This is a genomic window from Bacillus sp. FS02, from assembly GCF_024398395.1.
In the GTDB taxonomy this organism is placed as follows: domain Bacteria; phylum Bacillota; class Bacilli; order Bacillales; family Bacillaceae; genus Bacillus; species Bacillus altitudinis.
Genome location: NZ_CP074101.1, coordinates 2,918,299 through 2,938,662 on the forward strand (window position 1 = coordinate 2,918,299; position 20,364 = coordinate 2,938,662).

The following is a 20,364-nucleotide window of genomic DNA, read 5'->3' on the forward strand; positions in this document are numbered from 1 at the left end:
CGAAAAATAGGAGAAAAGTATGAATTGAATGAATCGTATCTACTCCTTATGACGTATATTTGTTGAAAAACTTAAAAAAGGGGAAGGTTGAATATGTCATTTTTTAAAAAGTTTGCAGCAAGTGTAGGAATCGGTGCAGCAAAAGTGGATACAATTTTGGAGAAAGATGCGTATGAACCGGGAGAAGAAGTAAAGGGAACAGTCCATGTGAAGGGCGGAAAAGTGCCTCAAGATATCCGCTATATTGATTTAAAGTTGAAAACATGGTACACCATTGTAAAAGATGATGAAGAGCAACGAAAACACACAACCATCCATTCTGTCCGAGTGACTGAATCATTCACGATTCAGCCTGGGGAAGCTCAGCAGTTTACATTCTCGTTTCACCTTCCTCTTGATACACCAATGACTGTAGGTAAAGTAGAGGTTGCTGTTGTGACAGACCTTGATATTCAAGGTGGTATTGATAAATTTGATCATGACCGCATTTTTGTAAACGCACACCCTTGGGTGAATCGTGTGCTTGAAGCTGTTGGAAACTTAGGCTTTCACCTTCATGAAGCAGACTGCGAAGAAGCACCTTATTTTAGGCGCCGCCTTCCCTTTGTTCAAGAATTTGAGTTCATACCGACTTCCGACTATTATCGTCAAATGCTTGATGAGTTAGAGGTGATTTTCTTCATTGATGAAGAGGGGTTAGATATCATTTTTGAAGTCGACCGTAGAGCAAGAGGGCTGCGTGGCTGGCTGGAAGAAATGTATAATGACGGAGAACAGCTTGTACGTGTCCGCTTTACTCAATCAGAGCTTGCAGATGTAGAAGAGCTGGAAGTAGTGCTTGAAGAAATCATTGACCAATACGCTTATTAAATAAAAAAAACTCAAATCCATTAAGAGGATTTGAGTTTTTTTTCGATGGCTACCACAAAGGGCGGATCGTTTTGAATATTCATGTATTGATAAGAGATCACCTGTACTTCTTCGTGATGGAGTGTTTTGCAATAATCAAGAAGGATGTCCTTCTCTTTTTTTCCTTCGGGATGACCGTGGTAAATCACAAGAACGATCAGACCTCCAGGCTTAAGCCAATCCATGAGCTGGTTGATCGCTTCAATGGTCGTATGGGCCTGAGTCGTGACGGTTTTATCGCCTCCTGGTAAGTACCCAAGATTGAACACTGCACCAGATATGTGACCATAAGCTTCGGCTGGCAGATGCTCAGCAAGTTGTTCATGTCCGTCATGGATCAGGTGAACGTAAGGGTAGTGCTCACCAAGTCTTTTGCTTGTTTGCTCAATGGCTTCCTTCTGTACATCGAATGCGAAAACTTGTCCATCCTTCCCGACAAGGTCAGCTAAATAGCGTGTATCATGGCCATTTCCCATCGTTGCATCAATGACAATATCGCCTTTTTGACATGCACGTTCTAACAGTTCTTTACTAAAAGGGAGCATCCGTTTTAAAATCATTTTGCCGCTTCTTCCAATCTGATGAAGCGTTTGCCCTGGTAGCTGTTACGTCTTTCAAGCTCAGCATTAATGGCATTGAGCACTTCCCATTTATTCACACTCCACATTGGACCTACCATTAATTCAATGGGACCATCGCCTGTAATACGATGAATAATCATTTCTGGGGGCAGGATCTCCAGCTGATCACAGACAAGCTGGACATATTCCTCTTGGCTGAGAAATTCTAGTTTGCCTTTCTCATATTGCTTTACCATCGGTGTTCCTTTTAACAGGTGAAGTAGATGAATTTTAATTCCTTGCACATCTAAATCAGCGACAGCTTTTGCTGTTTCCATCATCATATCTCGGTTTTCAAGAGGAAGACCGTTGATGATATGTGAACAGACCCGAATGCCATGTTTTCGCAGTTTTTCTACACCTTCTACGTAGCATTCATAATCATGAGCACGGTTGATGAGCATCGCTGTCCGCTCATGTACAGTTTGTAGACCAAGTTCAACCCATAGATACGTCCGCTCATTTAACTCAGCTAAATATTCCACGACGTCATCTGGCAGACAATCAGGTCTTGTGGCAATCGATAAACCAACCACTCCATCCAGATTCATAACGGTTTCGTATTTTTCTTTTAAAACAGGCAGCGGCGCATGTGTATTTGTGTAAGCTTGGAAATACGCCATGTATTTTCCGTCTTTCCATTTTGTATGCATCCGGGCCTTGATTTCATTAAATTGAGTGATGAGATCATCCGCACGGTTCCCTGCAAAATCACCAGATCCTGCTGCGCTGCAAAATGTGCAACCTCCATGTGCGACAGTACCATCACGGTTTGGACAATCAAAGCCACCGTCTAATGCGACTTTAAATACTTTATGACCAAAGTGCTCACGCAAATGATAATTCCATGTGTGATAACGTTTTTCGCTGTTTGAATATAAAAAAGGGTTATGCTGATCCAAGTCAGTAACCTCCTTGCATAATAATAGGCATCCTTAAAGTTTAACAAAAATCACGAAAGAGGACAATTGAATCTGTCCAACATTTTCTTTAGTGAAAAAGCTTTACGTGGGCAAAATAGGCGAGAGCAATGATGAAATGGAGGGATGGCAAGATGGCAACAAGAAAATCAATCGATGAATTTGTCCAAAAAAGCACTGAGACTCTCGAGTTTGCAAGCGAACAGTTTGATTTGAGCTCTCGCCAAGAACATTATAACGAGGAAGAATTTTCAAAAGCACAACTCATGCTAGAGGATGCAGTGAATGAATTAGAAAAGTTAAAAGATGTCGCCAATGATCAGCAAAGAGAACGTTTAGACAGAACGCGTGTACAAATTCAAAGTCTGCAAAACCAAATGATTTTGGGTATTTCATACGATAACGAATGATGAACAGATCCTTCTTTTAAGGGTCTGTTTTATTTTTTGGCTGTTTTCGTTGTTTTTGGATATATATTTGTCATAGGTTTTTATTCTGTTAAAGTATGTTATATAGAGAAATTGCAAATATCTTCAAAGGGGTAGAAGAAATGTGGGTGACTCTTCCTGATTGGTTTTGGGCATTATATTACTTGTTTTTCTTAGCAACATTAGGAACCGCAATATTCAGTGTTGTGAAAAATAAACAAAGGGGATTGTCCATTCTAACCATTGTATTTACTGTTACAATTCCGATGATTAGCCTGATAAATAGCATTGGTAGAGTAGAAGGAATGAATGAATTTGAACACTTATTTAGTCAATTGCGACAGGGGGCAGTTTGGTCTATCTTTACAGTTATAGGCTATATATTTTTATTAGTATGGTGGGTGCTAATCCTGTTCAAAAGCAAGTCCAAAAACAAAGGAATAGTATCTAATTAAAACATTGTAGAGACCTCAATATTCGGGGTCTTTTATTATGCACTTTTTCAGGCGATTATGAAAGTGATGAACGTGTTGAACACCCTAAATCAGAAGCAAACCTGACTTCACGAATGCTTTTGAGTAGTTTCGTAAATTTTATCTGGTTCGTCTGCCTATTTTTTTCTAGAGTCCCTTGACTTTTCAATCAAGTGTCTATATTGTATTAAGTGTACTATATCAACTAATACACTATAGACACTTAAACGTGAAGAAAGGTGTTTAACCATGAAAAAAGAAAAAAAACCAATCAATTTAAAGTGGATGGTGCTGGCTGTTGCGTTAGCATGTACATTTTTTTTCGTTCTCGTTTTCATTGGTTTTGAAGTTCAAAAAGATTTCATTCCAAATTCGGTCCCTTTAATGCAAGGACATGATCAAGCGATAGGACTGCAAAAGCATGAATGAGAAAAGAGGGAGCCATCATGATTCAAATAGATCCAAGAAGCGCTGCACCAATATATGAACAAATCATTGAGCAGTTAAAAATTTTGTGCTTAAAAGGCGTGATGAAACCAGGTGACAAACTGCCCTCTGTGAGAGAGCTTGCCACCATTATTATTGCGAATCCAAACACCGTCAGCAAAGCGTATAAAGAGCTTGAACGGGAAGGAATTATTGAAACATTAAGAGGCCGTGGAACGTATGTGACAGAAGGTGCACAGTTAAAGCTGAATGAAGGGAAGGTGTTAGAGATGAAGGAGCAATTAAGGCAACTCATTATTGAAGCTCATTATGCCGGTATTGATATTCATCAACTCAAAGAGTGGTTGGAGGAGATCGGCTCAAGTCTAAAAGGAGGAAACCAAGTTGATTGAGGTCAGAAATGTATCAAAGAAATTAAATGGACGTGAAGTACTCAGCAACGTTTCCTTCAAGATAGGCGAAGGAGAGATCTTTGGTCTGCTTGGCCGGAATGGCTCTGGTAAAACAACACTTCTTCGCTTGATTCAGCAAATCCTTCTTCCAGATGAAGGAGAGATTTATTTTAAAGATGTACTCGTAAAAGACCACCCGTTAGTGAAGCAAAATATTGTGTATATGCCAGTCGTAAATCCCTACTTTGACCGGTACAATTATGGACAGCTTGTGAAGCTGTTAAAACAACTGTATCCAAAGTTTGACGTGACATATGCCAATGAGCTTGTGAACCGGTATGAGATTCCGGAAAAAGTGAAATACCGTGAATTGTCGACAGGTTTAAAGAAACAGCTGTCTCTCATTTTAAGTTTTGCCATCAAACCAGCAGTCATTTTGTTAGATGAGCCGACAGACGGGATTGATGCAGTCACAAGAAATGACGTTCTTCAGCTGATGATTGACGAGGTGGCAGAACGACAAACAACGATTTTAATTACATCGCACCGTTTAGAGGATATTGAGCGTATGTGTAACCGAATCGGGTTTTTGGAAGGAAATCAGCTCACAAGTGTTATGGATTTAGATGAATTAAAGAATGACTACGTTAAAATCCAGATGGCATTTGAAGAGGATATGAACTTAAGTATTAGAAAAAAAGGCGTTGCCATCTTAGATCAAGCGGGTGTGTTCTATACAGCACTTGTACTCAAAACAGATGAAGAAGCAAAAGAGTATTTGAAATCGCTTGAACCAAAAGTCTGGCATGAACTGCCTGTAAATTTAGAAGAAGTATTCATTGCAAAGTTTGGAGGGAAACGCAGATGGTAAAGCGGCAATTGTTATATAAGGAATGGAAGCAGTCTGAGCTGACATTCATTTTAGTGATGCTTGTTGCAATCTTTGCGACGCCATTATCCCTCTTAATGGAGTACTCAACCTTTCAAGATTGTTTGAATAACCGAGACTGTCTAATGGATACAACAACATTCACTTATATTTTTAAGACGGACGCATTTCTCTCACTTTCATGGGTCATGGGCATATTTTTTGCTGTGATTCAGCTAGGATTTGAAAGAAATAAAGGGCAGTTGGACTTTACCGTATCCTTGCCGTTTAGTAGAAGTTCCATCTTTCACACAAAGTTTTTCTTAGGTGCTGGAATTATTGCAAGTGTTCATGCTGTTTCATACCTTCTCATTTATTTATTAAAATTAGGTCTTGGGCCAATAGAGACACCTGGATTTAACAGTCTTTATGTTTCTGCACTGTTGTCAGCCTTGATGATCTATAGTTTGTTTTTTGCAGCAGGTGCTTTAACAGGGAGTGCTATTTCTCAAGCAATCGTTGGATTTAGTACAGCTATTTTACCTTACTTAGTGATTGGTTTACCAATCCTTCATTTAGATTTTATCTTTAAAACAAGCGGGATGTGGCTGGATAAAATCTTTAATTTCTTGATCACGCCCATTTCCCCCATTACTTATATTACAGCTAACCGTTTTTATCAGGAATATCCGCTTTGGTTCAATCGTGAAGAATACATCGTTCCAATTGTCATGATGTTGCTATTTTACCTTATTGGCTTGTTTAGCTTTATTAAACATCCAATTGAACGAAATGGCCGATTCTTCCTTTATTCAATAATGGATCGCCCAATTCAAATTATGGTGATCGTGTTTGGCGTCTTAGGGTTTGGCTGGGTTGGTTTCTCCTCAGATTCATTAGTTGGATATTTTGTTGGTATGTGCATCGGTGGAGCTGTAGGCGCACTGACGAGTTATTTCTTAATCTATCGAAAAAGATAAACAGAGAGCAGGGGAGTAGAGATGATTCAAATTCAATCGTTAGATCATGTGTTTAAAATTGGGAAAAAAGGTAGGGAGAACGAGATTCCTGTGCTCAAAGACATTGACTTGTCTATTAAAAGAGGCGAAATTGCATGTATCGTCGGACGAAGCGGTTCGGGGAAATCAACTTTACTGAATTTAATATCGGGATATATTACGCCAACAAGCGGACAAATTATGGTTGATGGCACCAATGTGACCGGTTTTAATGAGAAAGAATGGGCAGACTTTCGGTTAGATCATTTTGGCTTTATCTTTCAAAGCTTTCAATTGATCGGGAGTTTAACAACATATGAGAACGTTGAACTTCCGCTCACTTTAAAAGGTGTGAAACCGTCTGAACGAAAAGTGAAAGTAAAGGAAATGCTGAAACGAGTTGGACTGGAACATCACGCAGGACATTATCCTAATGAACTGTCAGGTGGACAGCAGCAGCGTGTGAGTATTGCAAGAGCATTGATCCTTAATCCGTCTATTATTTTAGCGGATGAGCCAACAGGCAGTCTGGATTCAGAAACTGAAGGCGAAATTCTAGCCTTTATCCAGCAGCTTAATCGTGAAAAAGGAATTACATTTGTCATCATTACACATGACGATGAAGTCGCTTCAATCGCAGACACAACGTTCCAGCTTCATGATGGTGTATTAAAGAAAGGGGATCAGTCCATTGAAATTTAGAGATCAGGTCAAATTCATCAGAAGAAATATGAAGAAAAATAGATTGCGTGTGTTTATGACCATACTTGCAACGACAATGGCATGCTCTTTCTTAATCGTTCTAGCGTCGGTTGGTTTTGGTCTGCAAAAATCGGCTCAAGATGAAATCATGAAACAACAAATCATCACAGAAATTAAAGTGTTAGGCAAAGAAAAAGGGGACGTCAAGGTCGACGATCTAAAGAAATATGATCATGCGAAATCTGTCGTTGCAAGAACGTCAATCATTCCATCGGTTCACGTCGAGCTCGATAATCGCTCAAGTGATACGCAGGCTGTACTGACAGATATGAAAGAAGAAAAAGAGGCAGGTCTTGAACTAGACCGTGGAAAAGTCCCAACATCGGCGAATGAAATTGTGGTTGGGTATCATATGGCAGAACAACTTTGGACGGAAAAAGAACGAAAAGACTATGAAAAAGAAATGAATCAGACATCAAATGGTGAAGAGACACCGGAAGAGCCAAAAGGCTATACGAAGGAAATTTTAAACAAAGTCATTCAAATCAAGGTGCCAAAACTGAATGAAGAAAATGAAGTGGTGAAAGAAAAGACGTTCGATTTCCGTGTCGTCGGTGTATTGAAGAAACCGAATTTGGAGTGGCAGCAGGATCATAAAATTCTTATTCCGAATGCTTATGAAAAAGAATTTAGTCAAGTGCTCGATCTGTCTCCTGATGCTGGAAATGTCGAAAAAATGACGTCTGTCTATGCTGATAAGTTCGACAATGTCGGTGCGCTCACAGATAAGCTGACAGATGACGGCTATCAAGTCATCTCTGTGACGAATCAGCTTGAAGGAATGGATATGTTCTTTACAGTCTTTAAAATTGGACTCATCTTTGTTGGATGTATTGCGGTCATTATTTCGGCGATCGGCATTTTCAATACGATGACAATGGCCGTAACAGAGCGGACACAAGAGATTGGGATCATGAAAGCCATCGGTGCGAATCCTTCCATTATTAAGCGAATGTTCCTCATGGAAAGTGCTTATATTGGAGTGATTGGATCGATCATCGGGATCATCATCTCGTACATCGTTAGTTTTGCAGTGAATTTAATCATTCCAGCGATTTTGTCTTCCATGTCTGAAGGGGGATCCAGTGATCAATTCTCGATCACCTTCTCCTATATTCCGCTAAGCCTTGTGGTCACAGCAACAGTGATTAGTGCAGGAGTCGCCATTATTTCTGGACTCAATCCAGCACGTAAGGCGACAAAAACGAATGTATTAACAGCACTAAGAAGAGAAATTTAAAAAAGAACCTCCTGTACCTATATTGGGCTGACAGGAGGTTTTTTTATCGTCAAAAGATGTCTATTGCTTTGGTGCCCGGTACCCTGCACGCTCAGCTTCTTCTACGGAGCAGAACATTTTGGTCACGTTTTTTGTCCGTGAGTAGTATCTGCTGCTCGGTGTGTGATATATGCCGTTGACACTTCCTTTAATATTACAGGCGGCAGATTCTTTTTTTGTTTCTTTTTGTGACTCATGACCGCCAGTATTCGACCCATCATCTTTAGGAGCAGATCGCTGGGCCGATGACGTGGTGTCTTTGTTTACTTTCTGGTGTTCTTTTTTGAGTGTTTCGTTTGTAGAGGTTAGCTTGTCTATTTTCTCTTCAAGCTCATGGATGGTTTTTTCTTGCTGTTTGACTGTCTTCTTTTCGGAGGTGATGGTTTCTAATTTCTTGGATAGCTTTTCTTTTTCTTTGGTCACGTCGTCTAAAGAGGCCGTCAGCGTTTCTTTGTCTTCCTTTAGACGAGAAAGGTCAGATGCTAATTGTTTTTGCTCTTTCAGCAGCTGTTCAGAAGATGGATCTGCTTGTGCTTTCGGAGCACCTGTGCCGGCAAACGGTAATGACATAATAGAAAAAACAAGACCAATGGTCAAAAAAGGATAGAAGAGTTTTTTTTGAAAAGATTTGTTGATTTTGGTGTTTAAGTAATAAGAAATTGACGGCATATCCTATGGCGAAACAAATACATAAAAGACCTATGATGAGTAACATCATCATCTGGCAGCCCCCCTATATCGCTATTTATACCTATCATACCTCATTTTTCCATTTTGGGGAGCGGTTCAATTAAAAAAACCCTGTTTATACAGGGTTTTCAGCTAATGGCAATCCTTTGATTGCTTCTTTTACTGTTAAGTAAGTGATCGTATTCTGGAAGTCTGTATCTAAGTCTTTCATTTTCATCGCAAGCTGTGGTTTGATCCCAGTGATGATGAGTTCAGTTCCAGTTAAGTTCAGCAGGTGATGCAGTTTGAAAATTCGCGCTGCAACGGAATCATCGACATCGATTAAACCAGAAAGATCGACAATTAAATAATCATCCTTTGAATCTTCTAATATACAAGTTAACTTCGCGACGATGGCATCAAAGCGTTCTTCTGATAATTTTCCGATGAGTGGAAGAGCGGAAACACCATTTTTGATTGGGACAATTGGCGTCGACAGAGAGGTGACTTCCTGTAAGGAATCTTCTAGGAGTTGTTCATATTCTTTCTGCTTTGTAATGTCCTTTTGAAAGCCAATAAAAAATGTTTTGTCATCTTGTTCAATGTATAGAGGATCTATATTGAGTTCATTCCAAAAAAAAGTACCGTCTTTTTTATAATTTTTGAGCTGTGTGGTAATAGGTGTTTTGTTTTGAATTCCGTGACGTATTAAGGCAAGTTGCTCTTGATTTGTGTCTTTTCCTTGGAGGAATCGACAATTACGTCCAAGAATCTCATCTGGTTTGTATCCAGTCATTTGTGTAAAGCCATGATTCACATAAACGATAGGGTTATCCTCTAAAGAAGGGTCTGTAATGACAACACCAATCCGCGCATGATCCAGCGCTTTTTTTATGAGTTCAAGCTGTTTTTGCAATCCGAAGATGTTCGAGCTGACCATATTACCCTCCTTTGCTGCTACTATTAGACATTTAAGATGGTTTTTTTTGAAACCAAATGAATTCTTTTTAAACGTAACATAACATATGTTCTGTTTCAATGATTGCAATCGCTTTGTTAAATTTGTCATCATAGTTTGTCCTCCATTAGAATAGAGTAAGTAAGGAGACTTTTCATTAGAAAAAGAAGGGATCATTTGAGGATAATTCATAAAATGACAAAAATAGTTAATATGGATTAGGTGAAAATGATTCCAATGCATCAAGATTGTTTTTGGGTCATTCACATATAATGGAAGAAACAAGCTTTTTTTCTTCGTTAGAGAGAATAGACCTTTTACATGGATTATGACGGAACAGCAGAATGGCATTACAGGGGGCTGGACAGCCTGAAGTCGCTTTACTATTCTAAGGGCTTTAGGAAGGTGATGAAAATGCTGCAACAAGTCATTATTGCTTGCGCCATTGGAGGGGTCATGGGCATTCTCGGTCACGTAAAGAAAAAAGGCAGGCTAGAGAAGCCCAGAATGACAAAGAAGTTTATTTATCTAGGGTTTATTGAAGATTGGCTCGTTGGGATGATTGCTGCTACACTGCTTGTCTTATCCTCAAATCCCGAATCTAGTCTGCACTTGATCATCTTATCCATTATTTCAGGTTACGGAGGAGAAGCAGTTCTGCGAAGCTTCGATTTTGTGAGAGAAGAACGTTCACAGGATGCAGGCTCCAACCGTCATAACCGATCTCCACACGAATAATATCCTCACTTTACCCTAGTCTAGGGTACATTCCCATTGTATACAAACCTGCTTGCACTTATGATCATAATTCTATAAAATACTACTTAGATGACGGTTACGATAAGAACAGTGAAGAGGAGTAGTAGGAAAGCAGTATTTGTCTTTAGAGAATTGACGGCTGGTGAAAGTCAATCAAATCTGCTTCTGAACTCGCCTCAGAGTTGCAGTTGCGTTAAAGCTTCTGTCGCATGTCTGCGTTAAAGATATTAAGTGAGCGTATGAACAGTTCATGACGCTAACAAGGGTGGTACCGCGGGAACCAAAAAATCTCTCGTCCCTTTCCAGGGATGAGGGTTTTTTGTTGATTTTAGAAAAATCTGAATTCTTGCAGTGGTCATCTGAGCAGATAAAGCCGTACATATTAAAGGAGGTTTTCACATTGAGTTTTCAGCATCGGGAAATTGAAAAAAAGTGGCAGGATTATTGGCTGACACATAAAACATTCGCCACATCTGACTCGGAAGATAAGCCAAAGTTTTATGCGCTAGATATGTTTCCTTATCCATCAGGAGCAGGGCTTCATGTAGGGCATCCTGAAGGATACACAGCAACGGATATTTTATCACGTATGAAACGTATGCAGGGATACGATGTTCTTCATCCAATGGGATGGGACGCATTTGGTCTTCCAGCGGAACAATATGCGCTGGATACAGGAAATGATCCAGCTGAATTTACAGAAGAGAACATTAATAATTTCCGCCGCCAAATTCAATCATTGGGCTTCTCGTATGATTGGGATCGAGAAATTAACACGACAGATCCGAATTATTATAAATGGACCCAGTGGATTTTCTTGAAATTGTACGAAAAAGGATTGGCGTATATTGATGAAGTACCTGTAAACTGGTGCCCAGCACTCGGTACAGTCCTTGCAAATGAAGAAGTCATTGATGGGAAAAGTGAGCGCGGAGGGCATCCTGTTGAAAGACGTCCAATGAAGCAATGGATGCTAAAAATTACAGCATATGCGGACAGGCTGTTAGAAGATTTAGAAGACATTGATTGGCCTGAAAGCATCAAAGACATGCAGCGCAACTGGATTGGACGTTCTGAAGGTGCACATGTTCACTTCGAAGTAGAAGGACATGACGAACAGTTTACTGTGTTTACAACACGTCCTGATACACTATTTGGTGCAACATATGCCGTTCTTGCTCCAGAGCATGCACTAGTTGAAAAAATTACAACAGCTGCTCAAAAAGAAGCAGTTGAAGCATATATCAAAGAAATTCAATCTAAGAGTGACTTAGAGCGAACAGATCTTGCTAAAACGAAAACGGGCATTTTCACAGGTGCTTATGCCATCAATCCATTGAATGGGGAAAAGATGCCGATCTGGATTGCAGATTATGTGTTAGCCACATATGGCACTGGAGCGATTATGGCAGTTCCTGCTCATGATGAGCGTGATTATGAATTCGCCAAAACATTCGATCTTCCAATCAAAGAGGTTGTCGAAGGTGGAGACATTGACAAAGAAGCTTACACAGGTGATGGAAAGCACATCAACTCTGATTTCTTAAACGGCTTAGGGAAAGAAGAAGCAATTGAAAAAGCGATTGCATGGCTGGAAGAACATCAAAAAGGTGAAAAGAAAGTCACTTATCGTTTAAGAGACTGGCTGTTCAGCCGTCAGCGTTACTGGGGAGAGCCAATTCCAATTATTCATTGGGAGGATGGAACATCTTCAGCTGTTTCAGAGGAAGAGCTTCCACTGATTTTGCCTAAGACGACTGAGATTAAGCCAAGCGGAACAGGTGAATCACCTTTAGCTAATATTAAAGATTGGGTAGAGGTCGTCGATCCAGTGACAGGTAAAAAAGGACGCCGTGAAACCAATACGATGCCACAATGGGCAGGTAGCTGCTGGTACTTCTTACGTTATATTGATCCACATAACACAGAAGAACTTGCATCTCCTGAAAAGCTAAAGAAATGGCTTCCGGTTGATGTGTATATTGGTGGAGCAGAACATGCTGTGCTTCATCTGCTATATGCACGATTCTGGCATAAATTCTTGTATGATATTGGTGTTGTTCCAACAAAAGAACCGTTCATGAAATTGTTCAACCAAGGAATGATTCTTGGTGAAAATAATGAAAAAATGAGTAAATCAAAAGGGAATGTTGTCAATCCAGATGATATCGTAGAATCTCATGGTGCAGATACATTAAGACTGTATGAAATGTTCATGGGACCTTTAGATGCGTCGATTGCTTGGTCTGAAACAGGTCTTGATGGTGCTCGTCGTTTCCTAGATCGTGTATGGCGTCTGTTTACAAATGAAGATGGCTCCATCAGTGATAAAGTGACAGAGCAATCTGGCGGCGCATTAGAGCGCAGCTACCATGAAACCGTCATGAAGGTAACAGATCATTATGAAGGCTTACGTTTCAATACTGGGATTTCACAATTAATGGTGTTCATCAACGATGCATACAAGGCTGACACACTGCCGAAAGAATATGCAGAAGGATTTGTGAAACTTCTTTCTCCGATTGCACCGCATGTAGCGGAAGAGCTTTGGAATAAACTTGGTCATGAAGGGTCTATTTCTTATGAAGCATGGCCGCAATATGATGAGTCAAAACTTGTCGATGATGAAGTGGAAATTGTCGTACAGCTAAATGGAAAAGTGAAAGCAAAATTAACGGTTCCTGCTGATGCAACAAAAGAGCAGCTAGAAGAGCTTGCGAAAAATGATGCACGGATAAAAGAACAGCTTGAAGGGAAAACAATCCGTAAAGTGATTGCGGTTCCTGGAAAACTTGTCAATATTGTCGCAAACTAATGAACGCACCCATCGGTATCAGCCGATGGGTGTTGTTTATTTCCCGGGACATAATTTTGTCGAAAACAAGGTAATTCCTCCATCAATCTCGTATTTAACAAGTTGATCAAGAAAATGAGGAGTGACGTCAATGGAAAAGGAAAGCAAACGTGAACAACTGCTCAGTTTATTAGGGGAAATGCCGGAGCGCCATCGTGTAGAGGCGTATACGTTAAAGATTGAGGAACGTGAATCGTACTTAGTAGAAACACTCATTCTCTCTATTCATGGGGTGGAGGAAGTTCCGGCTTATTTTGTGAAGCCGAAAGATACAGTGAAAAAAAGGCCTGTTGTCTTGTTCCAGCATTCTCATGGTGGGAATTATGTGGATGGGAAAGAAGAGTTATTGAAGGGGGCTCATTATTTGCAAGCGCCTTCATACGCAAAAGAATTCACTTCAAAAGGCTATAGTGTGTTGGCGATTGATCATGCGGGATTTGGTGAAAGAAGGGGGAGAACAGAAAGTGAAATTTTCAAAGAAATGCTGTTAACAGGAAAAGTGATGTGGGGCATGATGCTGTATGAGAGCATGTGTGCAATTGATTATTTGCTGTCCCGCTCTGATGTGCTTCCAGAGCGTTTAGCTGTTTTTGGGATGTCAATGGGCGGCCTTCTTTCATGGTGGACGGCAGCACTTGATGAGAGGGTCAGTGTGTGTGTGGATCTTTGCGCACAGGTTGATCATCACACATTGATTGAAACAAATCATTTAGATAGACACGGTTTTTACTATTATGTACCGAGCTTAGCTAAGCACTTTACAGCAGCTGACATCCAAGAAATGATTTTCCCAAGACCGCATTTAAGCTTAGTTGGAAAGCATGATCAGCTTACACCTGCTGAAGGTGTTGGACGAATTCAACAGACATTAAGTCAAGCCTATCAAGCTGCTTCCTTAAAGGAACGTTATCAGCTTATAGGTCTACATGCAGGTCATTTTGAAACGGCTGCTATGCGCCACGAGGCTACACGTTTTTTGAAAAAGTGGCTGTAATCAATAGACGGCATGGACATACTACTCCGATAGAAGATGAAGGAGGAAACAGATGAAAAAAATCACCATGATTGGCGGATGTGGTGTCATCGGACGTTTATTAACTAAAGAGCTCTCTTTGGAGTATGACCTGACCATCATTGATCAAACAAGGTGTGTAGAAGAAGTCATCATGGCAAATGCGGCAATTGAAGAGGAGTTGTTTCAAGCCATTCCAAGAGATACAGATGTGATCATTCATCTTTTAAACATAGACATGACGCATGATGTGATGAATGAAAAGGAGTTTGCAAAAATGAATGAGGTGTTTTGGATAAGCACGTATAATATGTTTCGTTCAGCGACCAGGTTAAGCATTCCAAAAGTCATTTTTGCAAGCAGTAATCATGTGACAGATCGCTATGAAAAAGATGGTCACTCCTTACTAGGGCGAGAAATTACGACTGATGATGTACCAGCAACGAAAAATGTGTATGGCATTTTAAAATTTGCTTCCGAACAGCTTGGGCGTTTGTTTCACGATCAAACAGGTATGTCTGTCATCAATTTGAGAATTGGAACCGTCGTGACAGATGAGATGGAAGGATTGCACACCAAAAAAAGAACGAAACGAACGCTTCTTTCACATGAAGACCTTTTCGGCATGATCAAGGCTGCCATCGAAACGGACGTTCCATTCGGGACTTATTATGCCGTATCAGAAAACGAAGGAAAACCTTGGTCTACTGAGAAAACGAAGCAGGAGTTAGGCTACAGGCCAGATGTCAATACGGCAGAAATTCTGAAAGAAAACGATCAGGCATAGGGCATAATCATGACATTAGCTCATGATCTTTTTCTTTTCATTGATGAGGCTAAAAGCACGAATGGCATGATCATCTCTGTGGTCTGTCATGATGATTATAGACGCTTTCTTCCCCGTTTGTTACATTTTAATCACGATATCGTCAAAGGCTGCAGCTTATGTTCAGACGAAATGATAACGCTTACAAAGAAAGGGCGTGATGAACATAGATCGTTCTATTAAAGGCCGATTGTTCAATGTATTTAATTACTCTTTTCTACTCATGTTCGCATTAATATGTGTGCTCCCGTTCATCCATGTCATTGCCGCCTCTTTTGCGACAGTAGAAGAGGTCATCTCAAAGAAGTTTATTTTGTTTCCAACGACGTTTTCTCTAGAGGCCTATCGCTATATCTTTTCTACAGATATTGTGTATCGCAGCCTGATTGTATCCATTCTTGTGACACTCGTTGGAACAGCGGTCAGCATGTTTTTGTCCTCACTTATGGCGTATGGGCTGTCTCGTCAGGAGCTAAAGGGCCGGAGAACCCTCATGTTTCTCGTTGTCTTCACGATGCTGTTTAGTGGAGGGATGATTCCGACGTTTATCGTCGTGAAAACACTAGGGCTGCTTGATACTTACTGGTCACTCATTCTGCCAGTGGCCATCAATGCATTCAATTTGATCATTTTGAAAAACTTCTTTCAAAACATTCCGGCAAGCCTTGAAGAATCAGCGAAGATGGACGGCTGTAACGACTTAGGGATCTTCTTTAAAATCGTGTTGCCACTTTCTTTGCCAGCTATTGCGACGATTTCACTTTTTTATGCCGTGACGTATTGGAATACGTACATGACAGCCATTTTATATTTAAACGATTCAGTGAAATGGCCGATTCAGGTCCTGTTAAGACAAATCGTCATTGTATCAAGCGGTATGCAAGGAGATATGTCAGATATGGGCTCATCAACACCGCCGCCAGACCAAACCATTAAAATGGCGGTCATCGTCGTGGCGACCATTCCCGTTCTGCTTGTCTATCCATTTATTCAAAAGCATTTCAACAAAGGGGCATTACTAGGTTCTGTAAAGGGTTAAAAAGATGGAATAACGGAGGGATCTTATGGGGAGAAAGAAATTATGGCTGATTGCCTTTGTTTTGTTATTTGCCGCAAGCGGTATTCTGTCAGCTTGTTCAAGTAAAGGAGCAAGCTCATCAGATGAAAAGGTTGATTTAGACAAAAAGGTGAAACTGACATGGATGGCGATTTTGTATCATCAGCAGCCGCCGAAAGATTCAGTGTTAGAAGAGATTGAGAAGCTCACAAATACAGAGCTTGATATTACGTGGGTGCCTGATGCGGTGAAAGAAGACCGTTTAAATTCAGCACTTGCCGCAGGGAACCTCCCGCAAATTGTGACGATTCAAGACATTAAGAATTCATCTGCTATCAATGCGTTTAGATCAGGCATGTTCTGGGAAATCGGTCCATACTTAAAGGATTATCCAAATTTAAGTAAGATGAACGAACTGATTAATAAAAATGCCTCTATCGATGGGAAGCTTTATGGCATTTATAGAGAGAGACCACTTTCAAGACAAGGGATTGTCATTCGAAAGGATTGGCTTGAAAATTTAAATTTGGATACACCAAAAACGCTAGATGACCTTTATGAGGTAGCCAAGGCATTTACTGAAAAAGATCCGAACAAAAATGGCAAGGACGATACAATTGGTTTTACAGACCGTAACGATTTGATTTACGGTGCATTTAAAACGCTCGGTTCTTATGAAGGTATGCCAACAGATTGGAAAGAAGAAAACGGCAAATTTACGCCAGACTTTATGACAGATGAGTATATGAATACAATGAAATATATGAAAAAGCTGCGTGACAATGGTTATATAAACAAAGACTTCCCAGTCACAAGCAAAACGCAGCAGCAAGAATTGTTCTCACAAGGAAAAGCGGGTATCTATGTTGGAAATATGGTAGATGCAGTGAACTTAAGAGATGATGCAACAGATAAGAACATGGAATTGGATATTATCAACCGAATCAAAGGCCCAGATGGCAAAGAACGTGTATGGGCATCAGGCGGCCATAATGGCATCTTCGCCTTCCCTAAAACAAGCGTCAAATCAGAAGCAGAGTTAAAGAGAATTTTGGCTTTCTTTGACCGCATTGCAGAAGAAGACGTATATGGTCTCATGACGTATGGGATTGATGGAAAGCATTATAACAAACAAGATGGAAATACATTTGTGAGGGAAGAAAGCCAAGTGAAAAGCTGGCAGACAGATGTACAGCCGCTTGTCAGCCTCGTAGGGATTGATAAACGTTACTTGAAAAATAAAGGCGATGCAGTTCGTACAAAATATGAAGAGCTAGAAGAAGACAATAAAAACATCATTGTCGCTAACCCTGCTGAAAGCCTGTATTCAGAAACAGCATCAGAGCGAGGAAATGAATTGAAGAAAATCATCGATGATGCGACCTATAAGTTCATTCTTGGTGATATCAACGAAGAACAATTTAAGAAAGATGTAGAGAAGTGGAAATCAAATGGTGGAAATAAAATCATAGAAGAATATGAAGCTTCCTTTAAAAAATCAAAATGATGAACATGAAGACCCCCGCTTAGTAAAAAGCGGGGGTGTTTTCATTAAAAGTCGAAGTTGTCTGGATCAGGACCAATTCGTTTATTTTCATTTAAGGCAGACAGGCGCTTCATATCCTCATCAGATAGGACAAAATCGAAAATATCGGCATTTTCTTTTAAACGATGGGCTTTCGTTGATTTAGGAATCGTAATGACGCCTTTTTGAACATCCCAGCGCAAAATAATTTGAGCAGGTGTTTTGCTGTATATGCCCGCAAGCTCCGTGATCAGCGGGTGGTGCAGCAGCTCTCCCTGCATAAGTGGTGACCAGGCTTCCATTTGGATGCCATGTGTTTTCAAATACGTAAACAGCGTTTCCTGCGTGAGTTTTGGATGAAACTCGACTTGATTAATCGCTGGAATGATGTCCGCATCTTTCAATAATTCATCTAGATGATGCGTTTGGAAGTTACTCACACCGATGGCTCTGACTTTTCCTTCACGGTACAGCGTTTCAAGCGCGCGCCATGCTTCCTTGTATTTCCCTTCAACTGGCCAGTGAATTAAATACAGATCAAGGTAATCAAGCTGAAGTTTTTTCAGGCTGTCTTCGTATGCTTTTAGTGTCGCTTCATATCCTAAATCGGCATTCCACACTTTGGATGTCACAAAGATGTCTTCGCGGCGAAGGCCTGTTTCTGCTAGACCAAGTTGTATGCCTCGTCCAACGCCTTCTTCATTGCCGTAAATAGAAGCTGTATCAATACTGCGATATCCTAATTGAATGGCTGTTTTAACAGCTTCAATTAATTCCGTTCCCTCTTCAACCTGAAAGACCCCAAGACCAAATCCTGGCATGCGGACGCCGTTGTTTAATGTTTTTGTACTTTGTAAATCGTTCATATGAAAGTCTCCTTTAAATGGTTTGTTTGTATTCTTTTTGTTCGATTTGATGACTCACCATCGTGAGTATAGCCGCCATGAGCACCATGATGCCGCCAACCCAGCCGGTATGCACAAGCCCAAGGGTATCTGTCACGATGCCGCCTAAAAATGAACCAATGGCGATACCTGCATTAAAGGCAGCGATATTAAGAGCGGAAGCAACATCGACAGCTCCGGGTGTATACCTTTCTGCAAAATCAACGACGGCAACTTGAAGGCCGGGTACGTTCATGAAAGCAAACAGTCCCATCAGCATTACAGTTCCAATCCCGAGTGCCATAAATCCAGCAGTAAAGCTAAGGATAAACAAGATGAGACTTTGAATGATAAACATATAAATCAGTGCTTTCATTGGCTGTTTATTCGCTGCTTTTCCGCCAATGACATTCCCAGCGGCGATGGTCATCCCGTATAACAGCAGGATCAAGGCAACTGTTCCAGGCGCAAGACCTGTCACATGCTGTAAGAGAGGGGATAAATAGGTGAAGACGACAAAGGTTCCTCCATACCCTGTAGCAGTAATGACAAATAAAAGCAACATTCTTTTCGACTTTAATAAGGCTGCTTGATCCTTAAACGTTGTTTTCACGCCCTGTTTCAATTGAGACGGAACAAGGAAATAGTTAGAAATCAGTGCGATTAGGCCAATCATGACAATCACACCAAATGACGTCCGCCAGCCGAGCTCATGACCAAGAAACGTACCGAATGGCACACCGGTCACAGTAGCGACTGTTAAACCAGTGAACATAAAGGCAATAGCGCTTGCCCGCTTTTCTTTCACCACAAGGCTTGCGGCAATGGTCGAGCCAATCGACATAAATACGCCATGTGATAGGGCTGAAATCACTCGTCCGATTAAGAGTACAGAAAAAGTCGGGGCAATCGTGGCGAGTGTATTTCCGATCAAAAAGACGAGCATAATGAGCAAAAGCAATGTCTTTTTTTTCATCGTTGACGTAAGTGAGGTTAGAATTGGTGCGCCAAAAGTAACACCGAGCGCATATAAAGAAACGGTCCAGCCGGCCTGGCTGACACTCACGCCAAAGTCCTCTGAGATCATCGGCAGGAGACCTACAGAGATAAATTCAGTTGTACCTATAGCAAATGCACTAATCGCTAGTGCGAGAAGGGCAAAGTGATTTTGTTTGTTTTGCATCGTGATTCACATCCTTCTTTCATGACATTTTGATAGACGAAGCCGATCGGCAAGAGTTATTATCTAACATAGATGACAGAAAAAAAAGTACGTACTTTTTTGTAATATAGGTACTAAAAAGTGCCTGTACAGCATCAAAAGGAGTGAAGCGACGTTGGAAAAGAAGAAATATAATATCTCTGTGGAAGCAACGCTTGAAGTGATCGGCGGGAAATGGAAGTGTGTCATCTTATGTCATTTAACACATGGGAAAAAGCGGACGAGTGAACTGAAGCGCCTCATGCCAAATATCACGCAAAAAATGCTCACACAGCAGCTGCGAGAGCTTGAAAATGACGGTGTGATTAACCGCATTGTATATGAACAAGTGCCGCCTAAAGTGGAGTATGAATTAAGTGAATACGGACAGTCGCTTGAGCGAATTTTGAATGCGTTATGTGATTGGGGAGCAGCCCATATTGAACGAGTGTATGGAGAGCCGCTTTCAGTGCTGGAAGACAGTATCCTAAATGAACAGTTTAAATAAAAAAGTCCCGCTTCT

21 protein-coding genes, 1 pseudogene and 1 other annotated feature are annotated in these 20,364 nt (G+C 40.7%); of the genes and pseudogenes, 16 read left to right on the forward strand and 6 right to left on the reverse strand.

The features are described from left to right. The first annotated feature begins 93 nt into the window (after positions 1 to 93). The gene (locus KFQ09_RS14950; protein WP_035702113.1) at positions 94 to 870 is read left to right on the forward strand and encodes a sporulation protein; all 777 of its coding nucleotides are present in this window, start codon (positions 94 to 96) and stop codon (positions 868 to 870) included. Positions 871 to 890: 20 nt separating this feature from the next. Here the strand turns inward: KFQ09_RS14950 and KFQ09_RS14955 are convergent, their stop codons facing one another. Then, complete coding sequence (locus KFQ09_RS14955) at positions 891 to 1,469, reverse strand: tRNA 5-(aminomethyl)-2-thiouridylate-methyltransferase MnmM (RefSeq protein WP_046344273.1); 579 nt, start codon at positions 1,467 to 1,469, stop codon at positions 891 to 893. Next, on the reverse strand, positions 1,466 to 2,431 hold the full coding sequence (locus tag KFQ09_RS14960; RefSeq protein WP_046344271.1) for a tRNA modification radical SAM protein MnmL/YtqA: 966 nt from the start codon (positions 2,429 to 2,431) through the stop codon (positions 1,466 to 1,468). Before KFQ09_RS14960 ends, KFQ09_RS14955 begins: the two co-directional genes overlap by 4 nt. Before the next feature lie 152 nt (positions 2,432 to 2,583). Here KFQ09_RS14960 and KFQ09_RS14965 point away from each other — a divergent pair, with 152 nt between their 5' ends. The 8 genes from KFQ09_RS14965 (at position 2,584) to KFQ09_RS15000 (ending at position 8,057) form a co-directional block, all read left to right on the forward strand. After that, on the forward strand, positions 2,584 to 2,859 hold the full coding sequence (locus KFQ09_RS14965; RefSeq protein WP_008361717.1) for a YtzC family protein: 276 nt from the start codon (positions 2,584 to 2,586) through the stop codon (positions 2,857 to 2,859). 140 nt (positions 2,860 to 2,999) lie between these two features. After that, a complete protein-coding gene (locus KFQ09_RS14970) occupies positions 3,000 to 3,332 on the forward strand; it encodes a hypothetical protein (RefSeq protein WP_144684188.1) in 333 nt (110 codons plus the stop codon). Between the two features lie 267 nt (positions 3,333 to 3,599). Beyond that, a complete protein-coding gene (locus KFQ09_RS14975; protein WP_008342991.1) occupies positions 3,600 to 3,779 on the forward strand; it encodes a hypothetical protein in 180 nt (59 codons plus the stop codon). A 17-nt stretch (positions 3,780 to 3,796) separates the two neighbouring features. Continuing rightward, complete coding sequence (locus KFQ09_RS14980; RefSeq protein ID WP_017358353.1) at positions 3,797 to 4,189, forward strand: GntR family transcriptional regulator; 393 nt, start codon at positions 3,797 to 3,799, stop codon at positions 4,187 to 4,189. Beyond that, the gene (locus KFQ09_RS14985) at positions 4,182 to 5,060 is read left to right on the forward strand and encodes an ATP-binding cassette domain-containing protein (RefSeq protein WP_007501894.1); all 879 of its coding nucleotides are present in this window, start codon (positions 4,182 to 4,184) and stop codon (positions 5,058 to 5,060) included. Before KFQ09_RS14980 ends, KFQ09_RS14985 begins: the two co-directional genes overlap by 8 nt. Then, the gene (locus KFQ09_RS14990) at positions 5,054 to 6,037 is read left to right on the forward strand and encodes an ABC transporter ATP-binding protein (protein WP_255835791.1); all 984 of its coding nucleotides are present in this window, start codon (positions 5,054 to 5,056) and stop codon (positions 6,035 to 6,037) included. The genes KFQ09_RS14985 and KFQ09_RS14990 overlap by 7 nt, the downstream gene beginning before the upstream one ends. A gap of 21 nt (positions 6,038 to 6,058) precedes the next feature. Continuing rightward, positions 6,059 to 6,757, forward strand: a complete 699-nt coding sequence (locus KFQ09_RS14995; protein ID WP_007501890.1) for an ABC transporter ATP-binding protein — start codon at positions 6,059 to 6,061, stop codon at positions 6,755 to 6,757. After that, the gene (locus tag KFQ09_RS15000) at positions 6,747 to 8,057 is read left to right on the forward strand and encodes an ABC transporter permease (protein WP_058337253.1); all 1,311 of its coding nucleotides are present in this window, start codon (positions 6,747 to 6,749) and stop codon (positions 8,055 to 8,057) included. Before KFQ09_RS14995 ends, KFQ09_RS15000 begins: the two co-directional genes overlap by 11 nt. Before the next feature lie 60 nt (positions 8,058 to 8,117). On the opposite strand, the pseudogene KFQ09_RS15005 reads toward KFQ09_RS15000, so the two are convergent. Together KFQ09_RS15005 and KFQ09_RS15010 are read right to left on the reverse strand one after the other, a co-directional pair. After that, positions 8,118 to 8,817, reverse strand: a pseudogene (locus tag KFQ09_RS15005) (hypothetical protein). 84 nt (positions 8,818 to 8,901) lie between these two features. After that, on the reverse strand, positions 8,902 to 9,705 hold the full coding sequence (locus KFQ09_RS15010; protein ID WP_007501884.1) for a YtvA family blue-light photoreceptor: 804 nt from the start codon (positions 9,703 to 9,705) through the stop codon (positions 8,902 to 8,904). Positions 9,706 to 10,131: 426 nt separating this feature from the next. Here KFQ09_RS15010 and KFQ09_RS15015 point away from each other — a divergent pair, with 426 nt between their 5' ends. From KFQ09_RS15015 to KFQ09_RS15040, 6 genes are all read left to right on the forward strand, one after another. Further along, entirely contained in the window at positions 10,132 to 10,461 is a 330-nt protein-coding gene (locus tag KFQ09_RS15015) for a DUF4257 domain-containing protein (RefSeq protein ID WP_008343006.1), read from the forward strand. Positions 10,462 to 10,563: 102 nt separating this feature from the next. Continuing rightward, positions 10,564 to 10,785, forward strand: a binding site (T-box leader). Between the two features lie 97 nt (positions 10,786 to 10,882). Beyond that, positions 10,883 to 13,297, forward strand: coding sequence for a leucine--tRNA ligase (leuS, locus tag KFQ09_RS15020; RefSeq protein ID WP_058337255.1), 2,415 nt, complete (start codon positions 10,883 to 10,885; stop codon positions 13,295 to 13,297). A gap of 130 nt (positions 13,298 to 13,427) precedes the next feature. After that, positions 13,428 to 14,330 carry a dienelactone hydrolase family protein gene (locus KFQ09_RS15025; RefSeq protein ID WP_047945261.1) on the forward strand — a complete coding sequence of 301 codons (903 nt, stop codon included), beginning with the start codon at positions 13,428 to 13,430 and terminating at the stop codon, positions 14,328 to 14,330. A gap of 52 nt (positions 14,331 to 14,382) precedes the next feature. Next, positions 14,383 to 15,135 carry an NAD-dependent epimerase/dehydratase family protein gene (locus tag KFQ09_RS15030; RefSeq protein WP_255835793.1) on the forward strand — a complete coding sequence of 251 codons (753 nt, stop codon included), beginning with the start codon at positions 14,383 to 14,385 and terminating at the stop codon, positions 15,133 to 15,135. A gap of 217 nt (positions 15,136 to 15,352) precedes the next feature. Then, complete coding sequence (locus KFQ09_RS15035; RefSeq protein WP_098680761.1) at positions 15,353 to 16,213, forward strand: carbohydrate ABC transporter permease; 861 nt, start codon at positions 15,353 to 15,355, stop codon at positions 16,211 to 16,213. Positions 16,214 to 16,238: 25 nt separating this feature from the next. Next, positions 16,239 to 17,738: an extracellular solute-binding protein gene (locus KFQ09_RS15040; protein ID WP_058337258.1), complete on the forward strand. Its 1,500-nt coding sequence runs from the start codon at positions 16,239 to 16,241 to the stop codon at positions 17,736 to 17,738. Between the two features lie 44 nt (positions 17,739 to 17,782). Here the strand turns inward: KFQ09_RS15040 and KFQ09_RS15045 are convergent, their stop codons facing one another. Further along, on the reverse strand, positions 17,783 to 18,622 hold the full coding sequence (locus KFQ09_RS15045; RefSeq protein WP_017367885.1) for an aldo/keto reductase: 840 nt from the start codon (positions 18,620 to 18,622) through the stop codon (positions 17,783 to 17,785). A 13-nt stretch (positions 18,623 to 18,635) separates the two neighbouring features. Next, positions 18,636 to 19,823: an MFS transporter gene (locus KFQ09_RS15050; protein ID WP_008343016.1), complete on the reverse strand. Its 1,188-nt coding sequence runs from the start codon at positions 19,821 to 19,823 to the stop codon at positions 18,636 to 18,638. Between the two features lie 154 nt (positions 19,824 to 19,977). Between KFQ09_RS15050 and KFQ09_RS15055 the strand changes: the two genes are divergently transcribed. Continuing rightward, a complete protein-coding gene (locus KFQ09_RS15055; RefSeq protein WP_008343017.1) occupies positions 19,978 to 20,349 on the forward strand; it encodes a winged helix-turn-helix transcriptional regulator in 372 nt (123 codons plus the stop codon). The last annotated feature ends 15 nt before the right edge of the window (positions 20,350 to 20,364 follow it).